Source organism: Larkinella arboricola, from assembly GCF_003259745.1.
Lineage (GTDB): Bacteria > Bacteroidota > Bacteroidia > Cytophagales > Spirosomataceae > Larkinella > Larkinella arboricola.
The window spans coordinates 1,516,303-1,536,056 of sequence record NZ_QLMC01000001.1; the positions used below are offsets into that span (position 1 = coordinate 1,516,303).

The following is a 19,754-nucleotide window of genomic DNA, read 5'->3' on the forward strand; positions in this document are numbered from 1 at the left end:
CCAATGAGAAACATAATTAAATGGAGTTGGGCGGTGGTTGCGGCTTCCGGCCTGCTGCTGACCACTTCCTGCAAAGAAAACTTTGGTGATATCAATACCGATCCGAGTATTGTAACCGTACCGGACCCGAAATACCTGTTTACGTATTCGCTGGACAATCTGGTGTCGTACAAGGGCACGGAATGGGTGTGGGAAAGCCTGGAGCAGACTCTGCGGTTTTCGCAGCACCTGACCACCGACCCCTACGAACTTTCGACCAACATCAACTCCCGGTATTCGGCGTATTATGCAAACATTCTCCCGAATCTGATCGAAATCCGGAAGCAGATCGACGCCAAAACCGATAAGGAACGGTTTCAGAAAATGCGGGCGGCTACGTATGTGGTGGCGGTTTATCAGGGTTTGCAGGTAACCGACCTGAACGGTTCCATCCCCTATACGCAGGCCATTCAGGGGCGGGTGGAAGAAAACTTCCGGCCAGTGTACGATTCGCAGAAAACCCTGTTTGACACCTGGCTGACGGAACTGACCGAATCCATTGCGACGCTCTCGGCCAATCTGGAAAATCAGGAAAACTACGGAAATGCGGATATTTTCTACCACGGTGACTGGACGAAGTGGGCCAAACTGGCCAACACGCTGAAACTCCGGATTGCGCTGCGGTACGAAGGACAGGATAAAACCAAAACCGGGCAGATTTTCAAGGAAGTCATGGAGGATGCCGTGGGGCCGATTGTGGAAGACGCCGACCAGTTTGCCTACATCGACCCGGATAACGATCACGTTGGGGGCGCGGTCGATTACCGCAGTACGCGTTATGCTACTAATTCGATCATCACGTTTCTGAAATCCACCAACGACCCACGGCTGAAAATTTACTTCACGCCCAACGATCTGACGGCCAGTGCGCTGGATACCATCAAAAAGTATAACCTCACGCTGCCCTCGTTTATCAAACCCAACGATCCGCTGATTCGGTATCAGGGTGGCCCCGCCGACTGGACCACCAACCAGGCCGTGGCGCAGTACTACAAAAACCCGTTCAATGCCGGCACCAACAAGTACATTCTGATGTCGGCCATCAACCGGCCCTTCTTTGCACCCCGCCGGAATGGCGCTACCGGTACGTTCCACGATTACATGGTAACGAGCGCCGAAACCTGTTTCTACATTGCCGAACTGATTACTAAAGGCTACGGAATCGGCGTCAACACGAAGGGAACGGCGGAATTCTGGTATAACAAGGGCATTACCTCGTCCATGAAAACCATGAACGCCATTGCCATAGCCGCCCAATCGACCACCGGCCTGACCAGCGCAGCCGATCAGGAAATTGCGGCTTACCTGGCCCAGCCCAGGGTGAAACTCGACGGGACAAACAACCTGGAACGGATTTACATTCAGCAGTACCTGAGTTTCATGCGGCAGCCAACGGAAGCATTTACGTTTGTCCGGCGCACCGGTTATCCTAAAAACAACTCGACGTATTACCCCCGCGATCCGTTCAACGAGCTGATTCCGCGCCGGTTCTGGGTGGATGAACCGCCCCTGGGAACCAACAACGACAATTGGCTGAAAGCGCAGCAGGAGCAGGGTTTTACGCCCAACGACCGGACTCCGCAAATCCTGAGCACCCAGCGGCTCTGGTTTGACAAAAACAGCCCGGCTTTCGGGCAGGGGAATTAATCGCCAGCCCCCGGATAAAACCGGGGGCTTATTTTTTGTAAAAAGCTACGTCACCCGCGTATAAAACGCTTTAAGGTTATCGCGGTAGCTCCGGCTCCATTTCAATTGCTGCCCCGTGCGGAGCCGGACCTTATACTCGCCGTTGAAATGGTTCTCGATTTCGGCGATGTAATCCAGATTGACGATATGTGACCGGTGAATCCTGACGAAGGTAGAAGGGTCGAGCCGGGTTTCCAGATTGGTCAGGCTTTCGTAAATCAGGTGGTTTTTCTCCTCGGTATGCAGCGTAATGTAGTTGCCATCGGCGTCAAAATAGAGAATGTCATCGGTATTGACCAGACTCATTTTACCGGTTTCCTTCACCAGAATCCGGCGTAGGTAAGCCCCGTCCGGGCGGGCGGCTTCGTCGTGCAGCAACTGCCCCATCAGCGCATCGACCTGGGGCTGGGCGCGCTGGGCAAGCCGTTCTTTCGCCCGGTTGAGGGCCTGGTAAAACCGGATTTCGTTAAACGGTTTCAGTAGATAATCAACCGCATTGACCTCAAAGGCCCGTAGCGCATACTGGTCGTAAGCGGTCGTAAATACCACCATGGGCTGGTGGTGCGCCCAGATTTCCTTCATCACCTCAAAACCGTCGAGTTCGGGCATCTGAATATCCAGAAAAATCAGATCGGGTTTTTGCTGGAGAACCTTTAAAACCGCTTCCGTACCGTTGGCGGCTTCATCGACCACCATAAAGTCCGGAACGGTTTGCAGCAGGGTGCGGATGACCTGTCGGGCCAGCAGTTCATCGTCAATAATGAGTGAGCGGTACGGGTTCATTGTTTTTCGTTGTTGTTACTGAATCAGAAAGGCATGGAAGGGTTAATGCGACGGTGGTGCCGTTGCCGGGTGGCTGCACAAAGGTTAACCGGGCCCGTTCGCCATACGCCTGATGCAGCCGGGAGCGCGTGTTGCTCAACCCCAGGCCGTTGCCGCCGACTCGTTTCTTTCTGGGCTGATTACCAACACCGTTGTCAAACACCTCGAGCAGCAGGCAGTCATCAACCCGCCGGGCGGCAATCCGGATGCGGGCGCCGTCGGTCAGGTCGGCAATCCCATGCGTAACGGCATTTTCGACCAGGGGCTGCAAAATCAACTGGGGCACCGGGCTGTCTTCGGCCCGTGGATCAATATCGTATTCAATCTGTAGGCGGTCCTGAAACCGGATTTGCTGAATAGCCAGGTATTGCTGTGTTAGTTTGAGTTCTTCCCGCAGGCGGAGAAAATTGTCGTCCTGATGCGCCAGCACCCCCCGCAGCAAATCGCTCAGGGCGGTCACCATGTCGATGGCCCGGCGGTTGTCGTGTTGCAGCATCAGGCTCACAATGGCGTGGTGGGTATTAAACAGAAAATGCGGATTCAACTGCATTTTGAGCGCCTGAAGCTGGGCGTCGGTCAGTTGGGCTTTTAGCTGGGAGTTGGTCAGTTCGGTGGCCAGGTGCTGCTTTTCGAGTCGCTGGTAGCGGTTATCGTACAGGAAGATGTTGTACAGCACCAGAACCAGTAAATAGAGGGTTGTTCCCCAACTGTATTCTTCGACAAACCACTTCGGAATATTGTTCCAGGAAAGGTCTTTGCCCGTTTCCCAGTAATAAAGCGGTTTGATGAGCAGGTATTCGGCCGACCGCAGCAGGAAGGTCAGCACCGAAAAGGCCAGCAGGTGAATCAGAATTGTTCTGACCAGACCCCACCGAATAGCCCGGATATCCATCGGAAACCGCTGGGCCATATAGATGAGAAAAGGCGTGAGGAGCATCCAGAGGAGCCAGTGCAGCACCCACTGCACCCAACCCGCCCACAACATGGGGTAGGGGCTGATTCCGATTCGGAGCGTAAATTCAACAAGGGTAATACCGGCCTGAACGATCCAGAACCCGGCAATGTAGTGCCAGATTCGTTTGGTCGAGTAGGGTAGCCCCGATGTCTGGTCAGGTACGTTTAGTTGAAATCTGTTCATCGTGCAAGGCCATTCCGGATGGCGTTTTTAAAAATACAGCGCCCGGCCCTGGCAACCGAGGGGTTTTCTTTGAACCGACCCAAAATCCGGTTGAAGCGCGGAATAGCGCGTTTGATTCCGGTTGAATGGGCAGTTGGAGGAGCGATAAACCCGTTTCAAACCGTTTGATTTTTTAAATAGACCCCGGTGCGGATTAAATAATACCGGTGGTGCTTTGCATAAAGGCGGTTTCGCTTCAGAAGCGACAAGGGTAGCTTTGAAGGCAGTAAACAACACTATTCATGCTTTTGAAGTCCACCTTATGACCTGCGCACACAAACTCATCGCCAACGCAAAAACCGGGCAGACCATCCGGTATAGCAGAATTAACTCATCCATCCGGGCCGGGCAGTCCAGAAAATGGTGTTTTCGCTGTCCGCATCCGTCGCCTGTGTATCGGGTCACAAATCCATTGATTCCGGTTAGCTGGATGATATAACCGTTTCTACTACTCCTGCTGTAACAGTAACAACAAATTTAACCATAAAGACGAGTCAAAGGCCGAGGTTATGACAGGCTGGGCTATGTGTAGGGCGCTGCGATTCAAAAAAAGCAACAAGTTACCAATGAACAACTTATTACCTATTTCCAGAACGACGACGGCTCTGAGTTTTATTTTCGCTGGGTTAGTGGTGTGTGCAGGCTGTTCCAAATCCGGTTCCGATGAGCCGCAGGCGGGGAAACAAACCGCCGGTTACCTGTCGGGCCGGGTAACCGATGCGCAGGGGAAAGCCTTGCCGGGGGCTACCATTTTGGCGGATAACCTCCTGTTTTATAACAGTTATGTGGAAACCAGCAGTGACGCCAATGGCAATTACCGGGTTAAAATGCCCACGGGTAGTTACCGGGCATTGGCGCAGATCAAACGAACGTACAACGGCAAAAAGTACACGCTCGACCTGAAACCGGATCATACGGAGGCTTTTGCGGGCGATGCGGGAGCCGTCCGGAATTTCCAATGGCAGCTTACCGGCGAGGACCCCGAACAGTCGGGGCTGTTTTACGGGGGAGATGTGACGCTCGATAAAGATATTATGAGCGAACTGTACGATGTCGAGAACATCGAGTTTACTTTTACGCCGGTGGGGCCACTCATCGACGGTTCGGCGGGGCAGACACTGAAACTGAAGTCGGGGGAGCCGCGTACCGAATTTTACGGCCGGATTCCGGATGTGCCCATTGGCCGCTACAAAATTACGGCGGTGCATAAGCCAACCGGCACGGTGGTGATGGTGAAAAATAAAAATGGGACGTATTCGGCCGACGGTTCGGCAACGTTGGATTTCTACGGTGAAACCAGCCCCTGGGCGTGCACGAACTGCATGATCCTGGAGTATAAAGAGCGGTAATCAACAGGAGTCTGCTTCATCAATTTTTCTGCAAAAGTAAGCCGGACACGGCGGGCAAACGGCATAACCGGTTGCCCGCCGTGTCCGTTTTTTATGAAACGAAAGAATAGAAATAATCGAATTAAAAGGCGTATTTTAGGATTTTTAAAAGAATTTTAAAAATTATTTAGGGGTTTACAGGCCGAACTTGACTATACAGAAAAATCCGACAACCCATCTCAATGAAGGCAGGGATCACCGATGAAGAGTTAGTATATGCGCTCAAAGAAAGCAACGCCTGGGCTTTCGGAGAAATATATAACCGGTATTGGTATAAACTCTTCTGCGTGGCTTACCACGAAACCGGCAGCCGGGAAGACGCCGAAGAACTGGTACACGACCTCTTTGAAAGTCTCTGGAATAAACGGCAGCAGGCCATCATCCGACACCTGAGTTCCTACCTGGTGGTGTCCATCAAGCACCTGTCAACCAACTACATCAAGTCAAAAATTACGCGTCGGCGGTACCAGGAATACCTCATTCTGCACGAACTGCGGCAGTCGGAAACCACCGACGAAACCGTCAACTTCTCGGATTTATCCAAAGCCATCGAGGAAGTGATGAAGAAACTTCCGGAAAAAACCTGCGAGGTATTCACGCTAAGCCGGTTTGAAAACCAGCCCGTGAAGGACATTGCCCGGCAACTCAACCTTTCGGAGAAAGCCGTCGAATACCACATTACCAAGTCCCTCAAAGTGTTGCAGGAGCAACTGAAAGCTTACCATTCTGATAATTGATTTGGGTCCAGATGAACCAGTACGATTTCGATAAATTGATAGAAAAATACCTGACGGGGCAGTGCAGTCCGGAAGAGGAAGAGTGGATGCACGAGTGGTCGGAAAAGCAACTGGAGCAAAGTACCCTGAGCTTTAGCGTGGAGGAGAAAAAAGCGATTGGCAAACAGATCTGGAAGCGCGTTCAGGGCCACACGCTGGGTCGGCGGCCGTTCAGCGTGCGCTACGGCTGGGTGGGTCTGAGCGCAGCCGCAGCGGTGCTGCTGACGCTGGCCGGGCTGTGGTTCGGCCAGCAACCGGCACTGATCGCCCTGATCGAAGCAAAGAAACCTGCGGCTTCGCCCGGCACCGTCGAGGTAAGTAACACGTCTGGTAAAGCGCAGAAAATCACGCTGAAAGACGGGAGTTGGGTGGTTCTCAAACCCAACTCCCGCATCAGTTATCCCGAGCAGTTTGGCGAGAAAACCCGGCAGTTGAGTTTGTGGGGCGAAGCGTTTTTCGATGTAAAAAAAGACCCGACGCGGCCTTTCATTGTAAAAACCGGCGAGCTGGTTACGCAGGTGCTGGGCACGAGTTTTACCATCAAATCCTACGACGAATCGAAGGCCATTGAAGTGGCGGTGTTGCGCGGACGGGTTTCGGTGTACGAAACGGCGGGTAAATCGCCCGGCAACCGCAACGGCGTTATTCTGGTTCCCAACCACAAAATCACCTTCGACAAGATTTCCCAGACGCTGACCCCGAGCCTGGTGGAAACGCCCCGCCTTGTTAATCCACCCCCGACCCACACCCACTTTGTCTTTACGAACCGGACCATTTCCGACGTGTTTTCGACGCTGGGCGACGCCTACGGCATTGATTTCATCGTGGAGAATCAAACCATGAACCACTGCGTTTTCAACGGCGACTTAAACGATCTGCCGCTTTATACCCAACTCGATCTGATCTGTAAGTCGGTCAACGCGACCTACGAACGGCGGGGCACTACGCTCTTTATTCACGGCGAAGGCTGTGCTGATTTTTGAATTATTCCTGATCCCTTACCCTTATGACAAGACGTATTTACCTGAAAAAGATGCTGTTTAAAGCGACTCGAACCACGGTCGTACAGCTTATGCTCTTTGCGGTTTTTTATGGGTTATCCTTTGGTCGCACCACCCACGCCCAGGAACTGCTTAACCGCGAAATCTCCCTGAAAATGGAGTCGGTGGAAGTCTGGAAAGTGCTGAAGCGCATTGAAAACCAGGCCAATGTAAAGTTTGTGTACAGCACCAAAAGCATTCAGGCCGAACAGAAAACCTCGGTCAACGTGTCGAACGGCAAACTCTCGAAAGTGCTGGACGATCTGCTGAGCCCGCTCGACGTTTCCTACGAAGTGGTGGGTTCGCGCATTTTACTGCGGAAGAAATTGCCCGAATCGTCGGCTTTGCCGCTGGTCAATACCGTGGCGGTGGCATCGGTTGAAAAAGCCGTCGATCAGACCGTGACGGGAACCGTGAAAGACGAGAAAGGCGACGGGATGCCGGGCGTGACGGTGTTGATTAAAGGCACCACGCGGGGCACGACCACCGACGCCAATGGCCGCTACAGCCTGAGCGTTCCGGACGCGTCAACCACCCTGATTTTTTCCTTCGTTGGCTACGTGGCGCAGGAAATTGTGGTGGGGAGTCAGTCTACGATTGGGGTGAGTCTGGTGCCGGAAAACAAAGCCCTGGCCGAAGTCGTGGTGGTGGGCTACGGGACCCAGAAACGCGAGCAGATTACCACGGCCATTGCCAGCGTGAAAGCCGAGGATTTTGTGAAGGGGCCGGTGCAGGATGCCGCCCAGCTGATTCGCGGAAAGGTGGCCGGTTTGAGCGTTATTACGCCGGATGGCAACCCCACATCCACCTCCCAGATTACGCTCCGGGGCAACGCCACCATCAACGCCAGTTCATCGCCCCTGATTCTGATCGACGGCGTACCGGGTGCCCTGAATACCGTAGCCCCGGAAGATATTGAGTCGATTGATGTGCTGAAAGACGGTTCGGCGGCTGCCATTTACGGAACGCGCGGCACCAACGGCGTTATTCTGATCACGACCCGGAAAGTAAGAGGGGAAACCCCGCCGACGCTGGAAATCAATTCGTATTTCACGACCCAGCGGCAAACCCGCCAGCTTGATTTCATGAACGCCGATCAATACCGTCAACTGGTGGCGCAGGGCAAACCGGGTGCTACCGACTACGGCGCGAATACCGACTGGCTGAAAGCCGTAACCCAAAACCCCTTCTCACAGGTCCACAACATTAGCTTGCGGGGCGGTTCGCGGTCGACGAATTACATCGTGAGCATGGAATACCGGGACCTGAACGGGGTGATGAAGAAGTCGGACAACACGGTTTTATATCCCCGGCTGGAGGTCAACCACACCATGTTCAACGGCATTCTGAAATTCAACGCCAACGTGAGTGGCTACCAGCAGAAGCACTTCGCCGTGGATGGTCAGTCTTATTCGGGACTCGTTTATCGCAACGCCCTGACGTTTAACCCCACCGAGCCCTTCAGGGATTCAAACGGCAAATGGACCGAACGGCCTGACAAAACCGACTACATGAACCCCGTTGCGCTGCTCGAAGAAACCCGGGGCGAAAACCGCAACAACAACTTCCGGACGTACGGAACGGTTTCGCTGACACCGATCAATAATCTGGAAATCAAGGCGCTGTTTTCGCGGGATATGTACAACAGCACGCGTGGGTATTACGAGACGAAAAACCACTATTCCACCGTTCGGAGTGGCCGCAACGGGTTTGCGTCGCGCGGCACCACCCGCTCGCAGGAGGACCTGTTTGAGATGACGGCCAACTACGACAAAACCATCGGGAATCATAATTTCACGGTATTGGGCGGGTATACCTGGCGGAAATACAACATTGAAGATTACTGGATGCAGAACTGGGATTTCCCGACCGACAATTTTTCCTACAACAACATTGGCGCGGGTCTAGCCCTGAAACGGGGGCAGGCGCCCGAAACCTCGTCGCAGTCGGAAAATAAACTGCTCGGTTATTTCTTCCGGGTTAATTACAGCCTGAACAACAAGTATTTGCTGATGGCCAGTATCCGGCACGAAGGCTCGTCGCGGTTTGGGGCCAATCACAAATACGGGAGTTTTCCGGCGGTTTCGGCGGGCTGGAACATCCAGAAAGAAGACTTCATGCAAGGCGTCCGGGCGTTGTCGGCGCTTAAACTACGGGCCGGTTTTGGCGTAACTGGCACCGAACCGGGCAGCTCGTACATCTCGCTGAACAAGATTAATTTTAACACGTACACCCTCGTCAACGGGCAGTGGGTGCAGGCCATCAACTACTCGAACAACGCCAACCCCGATCTGCGCTGGGAGCGGAAAGAAGAGATCAACATCGGGCTGGACTACGGCTTCCTGAACGACCGCATTTCGGGTTCCATCGACTACTACAAACGCACGACCCGTGACCTGATTGCCAACTTCCCGGTGCCGACGCCCCCGTATCTGTACAACACCATTACGGCCAACGCGGCTTCGATGCAGAACAAAGGCGTTGAAATTCAACTCAATGTGGTGCCGGTTCGGACGGCGGATTTTGAGTGGGTAACTTCGGCCAACTTCTCGACCAACGCCAACAAAATTCTGTCGCTTTCCAACGACAAGTTTGCCCTGGCCAGCGGTTATTTCGATACCGGCAACACCGGCGAACCCATTCAGCAGACCACGCACCGCGTGCAGGTGGGCCAGCCCATCGGTAATTTCTGGGGCTTCAAAACCGTCGATATCGACGAAACCGGCCACTGGATTATTGAAGGCAAAGACGGTAAGCCCAAGCCCATTGCCCAGCAACAGGCGGACGATAAGCAGGTTATCGGCAACGGGTTGCCCAAACGGTATCTGAACTGGAACAACACGGTTTCGTACAAAAATTTCGATCTGAACGTGACCATGCGTGGGGCCTTCGGTTTCCAGATTCTGAACATGACCGAGATGTTCTGGAGCGCCCCAGTGATGCTGACGCGCGGCAATCTGCGGACGAATGCCTACGATCCGATTTACGGCAAACGCCCACTGGCCGACGACCAGTCACTGAATTACGTGAGCTATTACATCGAAAACGGCAATTACTGGAAAATCGACAACGTGACGCTGGGCTACAACCTGAAGCTGAAAAACAAGTACGTGAAACGCGGACGGGTGTACCTGTCGACGGCCAACCTGTACACGATTACGGGCTACAAAGGCATTGATCCGGAGGTGAGCATTGGCGACCCAAGACCAGGCCAGGGGTTGGCACCAGGCATTGACGATAAAAACCGTTATCCGGCCACGACCAGCTACACCGGGGGCGTTACCCTGACTTTCTGATGAACCGTTCCTAATCCCTGCCACTATGAAATCCATCAAATTATACGTATCAACGCTCTGTCTGGTCGGTTTTACGCTGTCGTCCTGCAACAATGATCTGACGGAGAAGATTTATTCGGAAGTTACCGAGGACTCGTACACCTTCACGGATGCCAATAAAGCCATCGGCGTTGCCTACGCCAACATGCGTTCCCTGATTTCGCACACCCATTATTACATGGCGCAGGAATCAACCGCCGACGGGATTGTGATGCCCGCCAACGCATCGGGCTGGGACGATGGCGGTATTTACAAGCGGATGCACCTGCACACCTGGAACTCCGAAAATCCGCAGATCAACAACATGTGGAACACGTTTTATACCGGCGTCATCAACACCAACCGGGTTATTGACCAGCTTAACACCGGCAAAGTGCCGCCCCCGGCTGGCGTTACCAAAGAGGCTCTGATCGCGGAGACGCGGGCCATCCGGGCGTTTTTCTACTGGATGATCTGCGATAATTTCGGCGATGCTCCTTTGCTGACCGACCGTTCCGAAGAACTCCAGGCCAAAACACCCCGGAAAGAGATATACCAGTTTATTGTTAAGGAACTGACGGAAGCCATTCCGGCCCTGAGCGAAGAACGCAGTACGCAGACCTACGGGCGGTTCAACAAGTGGGCGGCCAAAACGCTGCTGGCCAACGTCTACCTGAATGCCGAAGTCTACGCGGGTGAAGCCAACTGGCAGGAGTGCCTGAAAGAGTGCAACGATGTGATTGCGTCCGGAAAATACAGCCTGGAAAGCTCGCTGAAAGCGCCGTTCAGAACCGATAATCAGAACTCGCCGGAAATCGTGTTTGCCATTCCGTTTGACGAAAATCTGGCGGGCGGCTTCAACGTCGAGATGTTTTCCTGGCACGCTTCGCTCAAAAACAAATTCAATATGCTCGACACGCCCTGGGGCGCGGGTTCGGCCAAGGGCGTCCCGCAGTTTATCGACACCTACGACCCGGCTGACGAACGGCTGGCGGCTAGCTGGATGATCGGCCCGCAATTTGCCGCCGACGGCGTGACGCCCCTGAAAGGTTCGTACGACCAGGCCGGTAAAAATGTGGTGCTGACCAAAGACCTGCCCGACGGCTTGTACACGGGCGAAGCGGAAGGGTACCGGATGAATAAATTTGAGGTAAAAAACGGCGCTCTCGCCAGTCTGGGTAACGATTTTCCGTTTTTTCGGTATGCGCAGGTCCTGCTGATGAAAGCCGAATGTCTGGTCCGGACCGGCAAAAGCAACGAAGCGGCCCCGCTGGTGTCGCAGGTTCGGGCACGGGCGTTTACGGCCAATCCGGCCAGGGCTACGGTGACCGGAGCCGATCTGGAGAAAAACAGTAGTTATAAATATAGCTACGTTGAAAACTACAAGTTGGTAGATCCGGGTAACACGGCACCCGTTAAATTTGGCCGGCTGCTCGACGAACTTGGCTGGGAGTTTGCCTGGGAGGGATTCCGGCGCCGGGACATGATCCGTTTTGGCGTCTATACAACCAAAAGCTGGCTGTCGCACAAACCAACGGGAGAGCACCGCGCTGTGTTCCCGCTGCCGCAGATTGCCATCAATTCAAACCCCAGGCTGGTACAGAATCCGGCCTATCAGTAATTTTAAGCACGAACGAATCCTGACTGGCTCCCGGCTAAAACCGGGCGCTAGTCAGGACAACGGTTTCTCGATTTATTGGTGACGTTACCCCGAAACGATGAAATTTCTTACTACCAGCTACGCCTTCCTGTTCACCATTGCAACGGTTTTCGCGCAATCGGTCCCGTCCGCCCGAACGGTTTCGGACCAGAAAATGCGGGAAGTGTACGAGCAGATCAAAACGCCTTACAAATACGGTATTGTGCTGCCCCAGCCCGACAAAGGACGCATGGTTGACAGCCCGACGATCTTTCGAAAAGGTCAGACCTGGTACATGACCTACATTATTTTCGACGGCAAAGGCTACGAAACCTGGCTGGCCCAAAGTGCCGATCTGCTGCACTGGACCACGCAGGGCCGACTTATGTCGTTTACCGAAAATACCTGGGACGCCACGCAAAAGGCGGGCTACGTTGCGCTGGTCGATACGGAATGGGGCGGCTCCTACGAAGTGGAGAAATTTGAGAACCGGTACTGGATGTCGTATCTGGGCGGTTCGGAAAAAGGCTACGAAGCCGGGCGGCTGGGCATCGGCATGGCCTCGACCCAGGACCTGACCCAGCCGAAAGAAGTTAGCCGATTGCCGCAACCCGTGCTGTCTGCGGTGGACAAAGACGCGCGCTGGTACGACAACAAAACCATCTACAAAAGCCTGGTGATCCGCGACAAAGAAAAGAAAACCGGTTATCCGTTTGTGATGTATTACAACGCCAAAGGTGAAAAGCCGGATGCCGACGGCAAGGGATTTGAAAACATCGCGATGGCGGTTTCCAGTGATATGACGCATTGGAAACGCTACGGGCAGCAGCCGCTGATTACCCGCAAAACCGGTATTTGTGGCGATGCGCAGATTACAAAAATCGGTGATGTTTACGTCATGTTTTACTTCGGTGCGTTCTGGAAACCCGGTGCATTCGAACGGTTTGCGTGTTCGTATGATCTGGTGAACTGGACCGACTGGCAGGGCGACGACCTGATTGCGCCCTCGGAACCGTACGACAAAACCTATGCCCACAAGCCCTGGGTGATCAGGTGGAACGGCGTGGTCTATCATTTCTACAATGCGGTGGGCGATAAAGGGCGCGTGATTGCCGTGGCCACCTCCAAAGACCTGGGCAAAAGCTCATTGGGGCAGTAAAAGGGTCAAACGCGATTTCAAGTCGATTCGAAAATGAAAAAAGCTTTTTTCCGCTGGTGTGCTGTTTTCTGGTTTGGCTGGGGGGCTGGCCCGGCTCTGGCGCAGGATTTTGTGTTGCAAACCGAAACTTTCAAACCGTATGTGACGGCGTTCAACGAAAACGACGAAGAACTTTACAAACAACTGATTCCGAACAGCAAGGCGTGGGCGTTTCTTTCGCAGCAGATTCCCTTATTCGAATGTCCGGACAAGCAGCTGGAGCAAACGTATTATTTCCGCTGGTGGACGTTCCGGAAACACCTCAAGCAGACGCCCGCCGGTTACATCGTCACGGAATTTCTGCCGGATGTGGGCTGGGCCGGAAAATACAATTCCATCAACTGCCCGGCGGGCCATCATTTTTACGAAGGACGCTGGCTGCGCGACAACAAATATCTCAAAGACTACGCCCGATTCTGGTTCCGGGGCGGGGGCAGTCCGCGGGCGTACAGTTCCTGGGCCGCCGATGCCATCAGTGCGTTTGGCAAGGTACATTCCGATACGGCTTTTCTGACAGACCTGCTGCCCGATCTGATCACGGATTTTCAGGAGTGGGAAAAAATACGGCTGGATTCGACCGGTATGTTCTGGCAAACCGATAACCGCGACGGCATGGAAATCTCGATAGCCGGGTTGCTGGGGCAAAAAAATGAAGGGTATCGGGCCACGATCAACAGCTATATGTTTGGAAACGCCAGGGCATTGGCGACCATCGCACAGATGGCGGGTAACAAAACCGTTGCGAACGAATACACCTGGAAAGCCGCCACCATCCGGCGGCAGATTCTGACCCGGTTGTGGGATGACAAGGCAAAGTTTTTCAAGGTGATTCCGCGCGGAGCGGGTTCGCTGGTCCGGGCCGATGTTCGCGAACTCCACGGGTTTACGCCCTGGTACTTTTCGATTCCGGAGGAAAAGCACGCCGTCGCCTGGGCGCAGTTGACCGACCAACAGGGTTTTTGGGCTCCGTACGGTCCGACCACAGCCGAACAGCGGCACCCCGGTTTTCAGTTGCTGTACGAAGGCCACGAATGCCAGTGGAACGGTCCAAGCTGGCCTTTTTCGACCACCATTACGCTCACGGCACTGGCTAACCTGCTGAATGATTACAACCAGAAGGTGCTGGGCAAACGCGATTTCTGGAACCTCCTGCTTGCTTACAGCCGCTCGCAGGAACGCATCCGGGAAGATGGCAGGCGCGTGCCGTGGATTGACGAAAACCTGAATCCGTATACCGGCGACTGGATTTCCCGGACGCGGCTTTCCACGATGGAAAACGGAAGCTGGTCGGCGAAAAAAGGCGGTCGGGAGCGCGGGAAGGATTATAACCACTCGGCGTTTTGCGACCACGTGATTTCGGGTCTGATCGGTATTCGGCCCAGCCACACCAACGAACTCGTCATCAATCCGCTGCTGCCGGAAGATACCTGGGACTATTTTTGTCTGGACCGGGTGCCATACCACGGCAAAATGCTGACGGTTCTGTACGATAAGACAGGAAAGAAATACGGCAAAGGAATCGGTTTTCGGGTTTTCGTCAACGGAATAGAAAAAGCATCAGCGGCCCATTTGCAACGCCTGACCCTATCAATTTGAGTGATCTTGAAAATGGCATTAATCCACGACACATGAAAGTAAACATTTCCATTCTCCTTCTGAGTCTGGCTGTTACGGCGGTGGGCCAACCCAAACAAACGCCGACCGCCAGCTATCAGGCGGCCCGCGCACCGCTGCGTCCGAACGCTTATCAGGAATTGCCGCTGGGCGCCATCAAACCGCAGGGCTGGCTCCGGGAAATGCTGGTTCGGCAGAAAACCGGTGCCACCGGCAAGCTGGACCAGTTGTATCCGCTGGTGATGAATGAGCGCAACGGCTGGCTGGGGGGCGACGGCGATCAGTGGGAGCGGGGGCCGTACTGGATCGACGGTCTGTTGCCGCTGGCCTACATTCTGGACGACAAGGAGTTGATTGCAAAAGCCAAACCGTGGGTCGAATGGGCGATTAAGAGCCAGCAGCCCGACGGTTATTTTGGACCATCGAAAGACTACGGCCCGGAGCGGGGTGTGCAGCGTAACAACAGCCGCGACTGGTGGCCCAAAATGGTGATGCTGAAAATCCTGAAACAGTATTATTCGGCCACCGGCGACAAAAGGGTAATCAACCTGATGACCAATTACTTCCGGTATCAGTTGAAGGAATTGCCCCAGAAACCGCTCGACCACTGGACGTTCTGGGCGCGCTACCGGGGCGGTGATAACCTGATGGTGGTTTACTGGCTCTACAACATTACCGGTGACAAGTTTCTGCTTGATCTGGGCGATCTGATTCATAAACAGACGTTTGACTATACAGACGGTTTCCTTAATACCGATATGCTGTCGCGGGCCGGAAGCATTCACTGTGTCAATCTGGCGCAGGGCATCAAGGCCCCGATTATTTACTACCAGCATCACCCCGAGCAAAAGTACCTCGACGCCGTGGACAAAGGCTTTGCCGACATCCGGAAATTCAACGGCATGGCGCACGGGTTATACGGCGGTGACGAGGCCCTGCACGGCAACAATCCCACGCAGGGTTCGGAGCTATGCTCGGCGGTGGAAATGATGTTTTCGCTGGAAAGTATGCTCGAAATTACCGGAAAAGTAGGCTTTGCCGATCATATTGAAAAGATTGCGTTCAATGCGCTTCCCGCTCAGGTTTCCGACGATTTCATGAACCGCCAGTATTTCCAGCAGGCCAATCAGGTGATGACAACCCGCCTGACGCGCAACTTCGACGTCAACCACGGGGGGACGGACTTGTGCTTTGGGTTACTTTCGGGTTACCCGTGCTGCACCTCGAATATGCACCAGGGCTGGCCCAAATTCACACAGAACTTATGGTATGTAACCCCCGATAAGGGAATAGCGGCCCTGCTCTACGCACCCAGCGAAGTAAAAGCGACGGTCGGCAACAGTACCGAAGTGTCCTTTAAGGAAGAAACCAACTACCCTTTTGAGGAAACCGTCAAATTCACGCTGACTACGGCCAAAACCGTATCCTTCCCGTTCCACCTGCGCGTGCCGCAATGGTGCAGAAAAGCGTCGGTTAAAATCAACGGGAAGGTTTGGCGGGAAGTGGACGGCAACCAAATCGTGAAAATCGACCGGGAGTGGAAAACGGGCGATGTGGTGGAACTGGACCTGCCGATGCACATCCGGAAAGACATCTGGTTTGAAAACTCCATGTCGGTGGAGCGCGGGCCGATTGTCTACGGCCTGAAAATCGGGGAGGAAAGCAAGCTGGTGAAAAACGACAAAGACCCGATTGAATACGGCGCTTCGTACGTGGAAGTTCGCCCGACCACACCCTGGAACTACGGGCTGATTCAGGTTCCGGACAACAAACTGGAGGAAAATTACAAAGTGGAAAAGAAAGGCCCGGTTTCGCTCTATCCGTGGAATCCAGAAAATGCACCGGTCCAGATTAAAACGCGGGCTAAGCGGATTCCGTCCTGGGGCTTATACAACGAAATGACCGGTCCCATTCCGTACAGCATCACCTACAACCTGGAAACCGGCCCCGAAGAAGAAATTACACTGATTCCGTACGGTTGCACCAGCCTGCGCATTTCCCAGTTTCCGGTGGTCAGAAAATAAAGAAGGATTATCCACACCATTTTTTCGAAAATTCCACGGCAATACCGTGGCTTATCAGCAGATTTTTGGAATAGGCATTCATGAAAAACATCTTTTCCTTAACCCTGATTAGTGCCGTTTTATCGGTTTCCGTAGCGGCCCAATCGCCCAAGCCCGTTCCCGAAAAATACCGGGAATTGCCGCTTTCGGCCATTAAACCCACCGGCTGGCTGCGAAACCAGTTGCAGATTATGCGTGACGGCACCACCGGCCATCTGGACGAGGTTCACCCCAAAATCGGCAACGACAACGGTTGGCTGGGCGGTAAGGGCGATGCTTGGGAAGAAACCCCGTACTGGCTCGACGGCGCGGTGCCGCTGGCGTATCTGCTGGATGACAAGCCGTTGCAGCAGAAGGTCAAAAAATACATCGACTGGGTGATTGATAACCAGCGACCATCGGGTTATTTCGGCGCGATGACCAAAGACGAGCGGGAGAAGAATGTCAAGGTCGATGTGGCCAACTGCGCGTCGGGCGACGACTGGTGGCCCAAGATGGTGATGTTGAAGGTGATTCAGCAGTATTATTCGGCCACGAATGACCCGCGCGTGATTCCGTTTATGACCAAGTATTTTCGTTATCAGTTACAGGCGCTGAAAAGCTGTCCGGTGGGCAAGTGGACCGAGTGGGCCACCTCGCGCGGAACCGATAACGTGATGATGGCGCAGTGGCTGTACGGCATGACGGGCGACAAATCGCTGCTCGAACTGGCATCGTTGATTGAGTCACAGAGCTTTCCGTGGAGCGACTGGCTGGGTAACCGTGACTGGGTGATTGGCGCAGCCGCCCAGCAAAACGAAGAACACTGGATGCGCCGTCACGCCGTCAACGTCGGCATGGCGCTGAAAGCTCCGGCCATTAATTACCAGCGAACGGGCGATCCGAACTACCTCAAATCGCTCAAAACCGGTTTCAACGACCTGATGACGCTACACGGTTTGCCGATGGGTATTTTCTCCGGCGACGAAGATCTGCACGGTAACGACCCGACCCAGGGCGTGGAGCTGTGCGCCATTGTGGAGTCGATGTATTCGCTGGAAAAAATCATCGGCATTACCGGCGATCCGCACTACATGGACGCGCTGGAACGCATGACGTTCAACGCGTTACCGACGCAGACGACCGACGATTACAACGCCAAGCAGTATTTCCAGATTGCCAATCAGGTACACGTCAAGCGGGGTGTATTCAACTTTTCGCTGCCGTTTGGTCGGGAAATGAACAACGTGTTTGGGATGCGGAGCGGCTACACCTGCTGCCTCGCCAACATGCACCAGGGCTGGACGAAATTTGCCGCACACCTGTGGTACGCGACTCCCGACAAGGGCCTGGCGGCTCTGGCCTACAGTCCGAACAACGTAACGGCGAAAGTAGGCGCGAAGAACACCGACGTAACGATTCGGGAAACGACCCGTTATCCGTTTGAAGAGGGCATTCAACTGGAATTGGCGACGGCTTCCAGCGTGCAGTTCCCGCTGCACCTGCGCATCCCGTCGTGGTGCCGGAAAGCGACGGTGGCCGTCAACGGCGAAACCGTGCAGACGCCCGAAGGCGGTAAGGTAATTGTCTTGAACCGGACCTGGAAAAACGGCGATAAAGTGACGCTGAACTTTCCGATGGCCGTCAGTACCTCCAACTGGGGCCGAAATTCGCGGGCGGTGGAACGCGGTCCGCTGGTGTACGCCCTGAAACTGGAAGAAACCTGGGAAAAGGAAACCGAAAAAGACGAGGGCGACTACTTCAACGTGTTTCCGAAAGGCGACTGGAACTACGGTTTGGTGGATAAGATCGTGAAAGATCCGGCGGCCAATCTGGACGTAAAAACCGTCAAACCCGTTACGGATTCGTTTATCTGGAATCTGCAAAATGCACCCATCGAAATCCGGGCATCGGCGAAGAAAATTCCCGGCTGGAAAATCGTCAACGATGTGGCGCCCCAGCCCGTCACGGATCGCAACGGTCATTTCGTGGGTAAGGTAGATGAGAAGGTAGAAACGATTACGCTCGTGCCGTACGGCTGCACGAAGGTCCGGGTGGTGGCTTTTCCGGTGGTGAAGTAGCGGTATGTTTTCCGGGAATCGCGTCAGGATCGATACCGCGCCAGCTTCATGATTCCGAAACCCACGGTATAAGGAATGGGGGTTAAGAAAACGAACAGCCCTATTTTTTCGAAGAACAAAACGGTGGCAAACCAGCCAGCGGCAATAATGATCACCGCAATCATAAATTCCAGCAGTTTGTACATGGCGATGCGGTTTGCGGAGTAAGTTGCATCATAGATAACCATTTTTCTCCAGACACCACGTCAAACCGGCGTGGTGTTTTTCTGTTTTTATCAAAAAATCTGGATTCGACCCGCAGGTTTTTTTCAACTTTCGCACCTAATCTCATGTGTTCACCTTTAACGATACCGCCCGATTGCAGGAGTCCGAACTAATCGCTGAGCTGAGAGCAGGCCGGGAATCGGCTTTCCGGATGCTTGTCGAGATGCATCAGGACAAGGTCTACAATACCGCCCTGGCCATTGTGCAGCATCCCGAAGAAGCTGAGGATATGGCGCAGGAGGTGTTTGTGGAGGTCTACCAGACCATCGGGCAGTTTCGGGAAGAAGCCCGATTGACCACCTGGCTCTACCGCATTACGACCACGAAAGCTCTGGCGCACCTGCGGAAGCGGAAGGCGCAGAAACGGTTTTCGCGGCTGACGAGCCTGTTTGGGATAAACAACGAAGTGCTGCACGATCCGCCCGATTTTCATCATCCGGGCGTTGCGCTGGAACAGCAGGAGGAAATGAGTACCCTGTTCAGGGCCATCAACCGGCTGGCTGATGCGCAGAAAGTAGCCTTCGTTTTACATTATATCGAAGACCAGAGCCACCGCGAAATTGCGGAGGTCATGCAGGGAACGGTGTCGGCGGTGGAGTCGCTGCTGCACCGGGCCAAACAGAATTTACGCAAGCAATTGACGCCATTTTATCAGGAAAGAAAGAACCCGTGAC

General features: G+C 53.9%; 15 protein-coding genes. 11 read left to right on the forward strand and 4 right to left on the reverse strand.

Annotated elements, in window-relative coordinates:
- Positions 1 to 3: 3 nt before the first annotated feature.
- Complete coding sequence (locus LX87_RS05985) at positions 4 to 1,686, forward strand: SusD/RagB family nutrient-binding outer membrane lipoprotein (RefSeq protein ID WP_111627220.1); 1,683 nt, start codon at positions 4 to 6, stop codon at positions 1,684 to 1,686.
- Positions 1,687 to 1,731: 45 nt separating this feature from the next.
- Here LX87_RS05985 and LX87_RS05990 read toward each other — a convergent pair whose 3' ends face one another.
- The 3 genes from LX87_RS05990 to LX87_RS28745 all read right to left on the reverse strand — a co-directional run bounded on the left by LX87_RS05990 (position 1,732) and on the right by LX87_RS28745 (position 4,129).
- Entirely contained in the window at positions 1,732 to 2,508 is a 777-nt protein-coding gene (locus LX87_RS05990; protein ID WP_111627221.1) for a LytR/AlgR family response regulator transcription factor, read from the reverse strand.
- Positions 2,480 to 3,685 carry a sensor histidine kinase gene (locus tag LX87_RS05995; protein WP_111627222.1) on the reverse strand — a complete coding sequence of 402 codons (1,206 nt, stop codon included), beginning with the start codon at positions 3,683 to 3,685 and terminating at the stop codon, positions 2,480 to 2,482. The genes LX87_RS05990 and LX87_RS05995 overlap by 29 nt, the downstream gene beginning before the upstream one ends.
- Before the next feature lie 279 nt (positions 3,686 to 3,964).
- Positions 3,965 to 4,129, reverse strand: coding sequence for a hypothetical protein (locus LX87_RS28745; RefSeq protein ID WP_170139310.1), 165 nt, complete (start codon positions 4,127 to 4,129; stop codon positions 3,965 to 3,967).
- 161 nt (positions 4,130 to 4,290) lie between these two features.
- Between LX87_RS28745 and LX87_RS06005 the strand changes: the two genes are divergently transcribed.
- From LX87_RS06005 to LX87_RS06045, 9 genes are all read left to right on the forward strand, one after another.
- Positions 4,291 to 5,073 carry a carboxypeptidase-like regulatory domain-containing protein gene (locus LX87_RS06005; protein ID WP_170139311.1) on the forward strand — a complete coding sequence of 261 codons (783 nt, stop codon included), beginning with the start codon at positions 4,291 to 4,293 and terminating at the stop codon, positions 5,071 to 5,073.
- A 221-nt stretch (positions 5,074 to 5,294) separates the two neighbouring features.
- A complete protein-coding gene (locus tag LX87_RS06010; RefSeq protein WP_111627225.1) occupies positions 5,295 to 5,849 on the forward strand; it encodes an RNA polymerase sigma factor in 555 nt (184 codons plus the stop codon).
- Positions 5,850 to 5,860: 11 nt separating this feature from the next.
- Complete coding sequence (locus tag LX87_RS06015) at positions 5,861 to 6,871, forward strand: FecR family protein (RefSeq protein WP_111627226.1); 1,011 nt, start codon at positions 5,861 to 5,863, stop codon at positions 6,869 to 6,871.
- 23 nt (positions 6,872 to 6,894) lie between these two features.
- Positions 6,895 to 10,224, forward strand: coding sequence for a TonB-dependent receptor (locus LX87_RS06020; protein WP_229310555.1), 3,330 nt, complete (start codon positions 6,895 to 6,897; stop codon positions 10,222 to 10,224).
- A gap of 25 nt (positions 10,225 to 10,249) precedes the next feature.
- The gene (locus LX87_RS06025; RefSeq protein WP_111627228.1) at positions 10,250 to 11,863 is read left to right on the forward strand and encodes a RagB/SusD family nutrient uptake outer membrane protein; all 1,614 of its coding nucleotides are present in this window, start codon (positions 10,250 to 10,252) and stop codon (positions 11,861 to 11,863) included.
- A 97-nt stretch (positions 11,864 to 11,960) separates the two neighbouring features.
- Positions 11,961 to 13,040, forward strand: a complete 1,080-nt coding sequence (locus LX87_RS06030) for a glycoside hydrolase family protein (RefSeq protein WP_111627229.1) — start codon at positions 11,961 to 11,963, stop codon at positions 13,038 to 13,040.
- Positions 13,041 to 13,073: 33 nt separating this feature from the next.
- Positions 13,074 to 14,675, forward strand: a complete 1,602-nt coding sequence (locus tag LX87_RS06035; RefSeq protein ID WP_111627230.1) for an MGH1-like glycoside hydrolase domain-containing protein — start codon at positions 13,074 to 13,076, stop codon at positions 14,673 to 14,675.
- Between the two features lie 32 nt (positions 14,676 to 14,707).
- Positions 14,708 to 16,717, forward strand: a complete 2,010-nt coding sequence (locus tag LX87_RS06040) for a beta-L-arabinofuranosidase domain-containing protein (RefSeq protein ID WP_111627231.1) — start codon at positions 14,708 to 14,710, stop codon at positions 16,715 to 16,717.
- An 80-nt stretch (positions 16,718 to 16,797) separates the two neighbouring features.
- Positions 16,798 to 18,816, forward strand: a complete 2,019-nt coding sequence (locus LX87_RS06045; RefSeq protein WP_111627232.1) for a beta-L-arabinofuranosidase domain-containing protein — start codon at positions 16,798 to 16,800, stop codon at positions 18,814 to 18,816.
- Positions 18,817 to 18,839: 23 nt separating this feature from the next.
- Here the strand turns inward: LX87_RS06045 and LX87_RS28750 are convergent, their stop codons facing one another.
- On the reverse strand, positions 18,840 to 19,001 hold the full coding sequence (locus LX87_RS28750) for a hypothetical protein (RefSeq protein ID WP_170139312.1): 162 nt from the start codon (positions 18,999 to 19,001) through the stop codon (positions 18,840 to 18,842).
- 146 nt (positions 19,002 to 19,147) lie between these two features.
- On the opposite strand from LX87_RS28750, the gene LX87_RS06050 reads away from it, so the two are divergent.
- A complete protein-coding gene (locus LX87_RS06050; protein ID WP_229310556.1) occupies positions 19,148 to 19,753 on the forward strand; it encodes an RNA polymerase sigma factor in 606 nt (201 codons plus the stop codon).
- Position 19,754 lies beyond the last annotated feature (1 nt).

Coding starts and splice junctions, on each gene's coding strand:
- LX87_RS06005 (WP_170139311.1), top strand. CDS start 4,291: ATGAACAACTTATTACCTATTTCCAGAACGACGACGGCTCTGAGTTTT.
- LX87_RS05995 (WP_111627222.1), bottom strand. CDS start 3,685: ATGAACAGATTTCAACTAAACGTACCTGACCAGACATCGGGGCTACCC.
- LX87_RS06015 (WP_111627226.1), top strand. CDS start 5,861: ATGAACCAGTACGATTTCGATAAATTGATAGAAAAATACCTGACGGGG.
- LX87_RS05985 (WP_111627220.1), top strand. CDS start 4: ATGAGAAACATAATTAAATGGAGTTGGGCGGTGGTTGCGGCTTCCGGC.
- LX87_RS06035 (WP_111627230.1), top strand. CDS start 13,074: ATGAAAAAAGCTTTTTTCCGCTGGTGTGCTGTTTTCTGGTTTGGCTGG.
- LX87_RS05990 (WP_111627221.1), bottom strand. CDS start 2,508: ATGAACCCGTACCGCTCACTCATTATTGACGATGAACTGCTGGCCCGA.
- LX87_RS28750 (WP_170139312.1), bottom strand. CDS start 19,001: ATGTACAAACTGCTGGAATTTATGATTGCGGTGATCATTATTGCCGCT.
- LX87_RS06025 (WP_111627228.1), top strand. CDS start 10,250: ATGAAATCCATCAAATTATACGTATCAACGCTCTGTCTGGTCGGTTTT.
- LX87_RS06020 (WP_229310555.1), top strand. CDS start 6,895: ATGACAAGACGTATTTACCTGAAAAAGATGCTGTTTAAAGCGACTCGA.
- LX87_RS06045 (WP_111627232.1), top strand. CDS start 16,798: ATGAAAAACATCTTTTCCTTAACCCTGATTAGTGCCGTTTTATCGGTT.
- LX87_RS06040 (WP_111627231.1), top strand. CDS start 14,708: ATGAAAGTAAACATTTCCATTCTCCTTCTGAGTCTGGCTGTTACGGCG.
- LX87_RS06030 (WP_111627229.1), top strand. CDS start 11,961: ATGAAATTTCTTACTACCAGCTACGCCTTCCTGTTCACCATTGCAACG.
- LX87_RS06010 (WP_111627225.1), top strand. CDS start 5,295: ATGAAGGCAGGGATCACCGATGAAGAGTTAGTATATGCGCTCAAAGAA.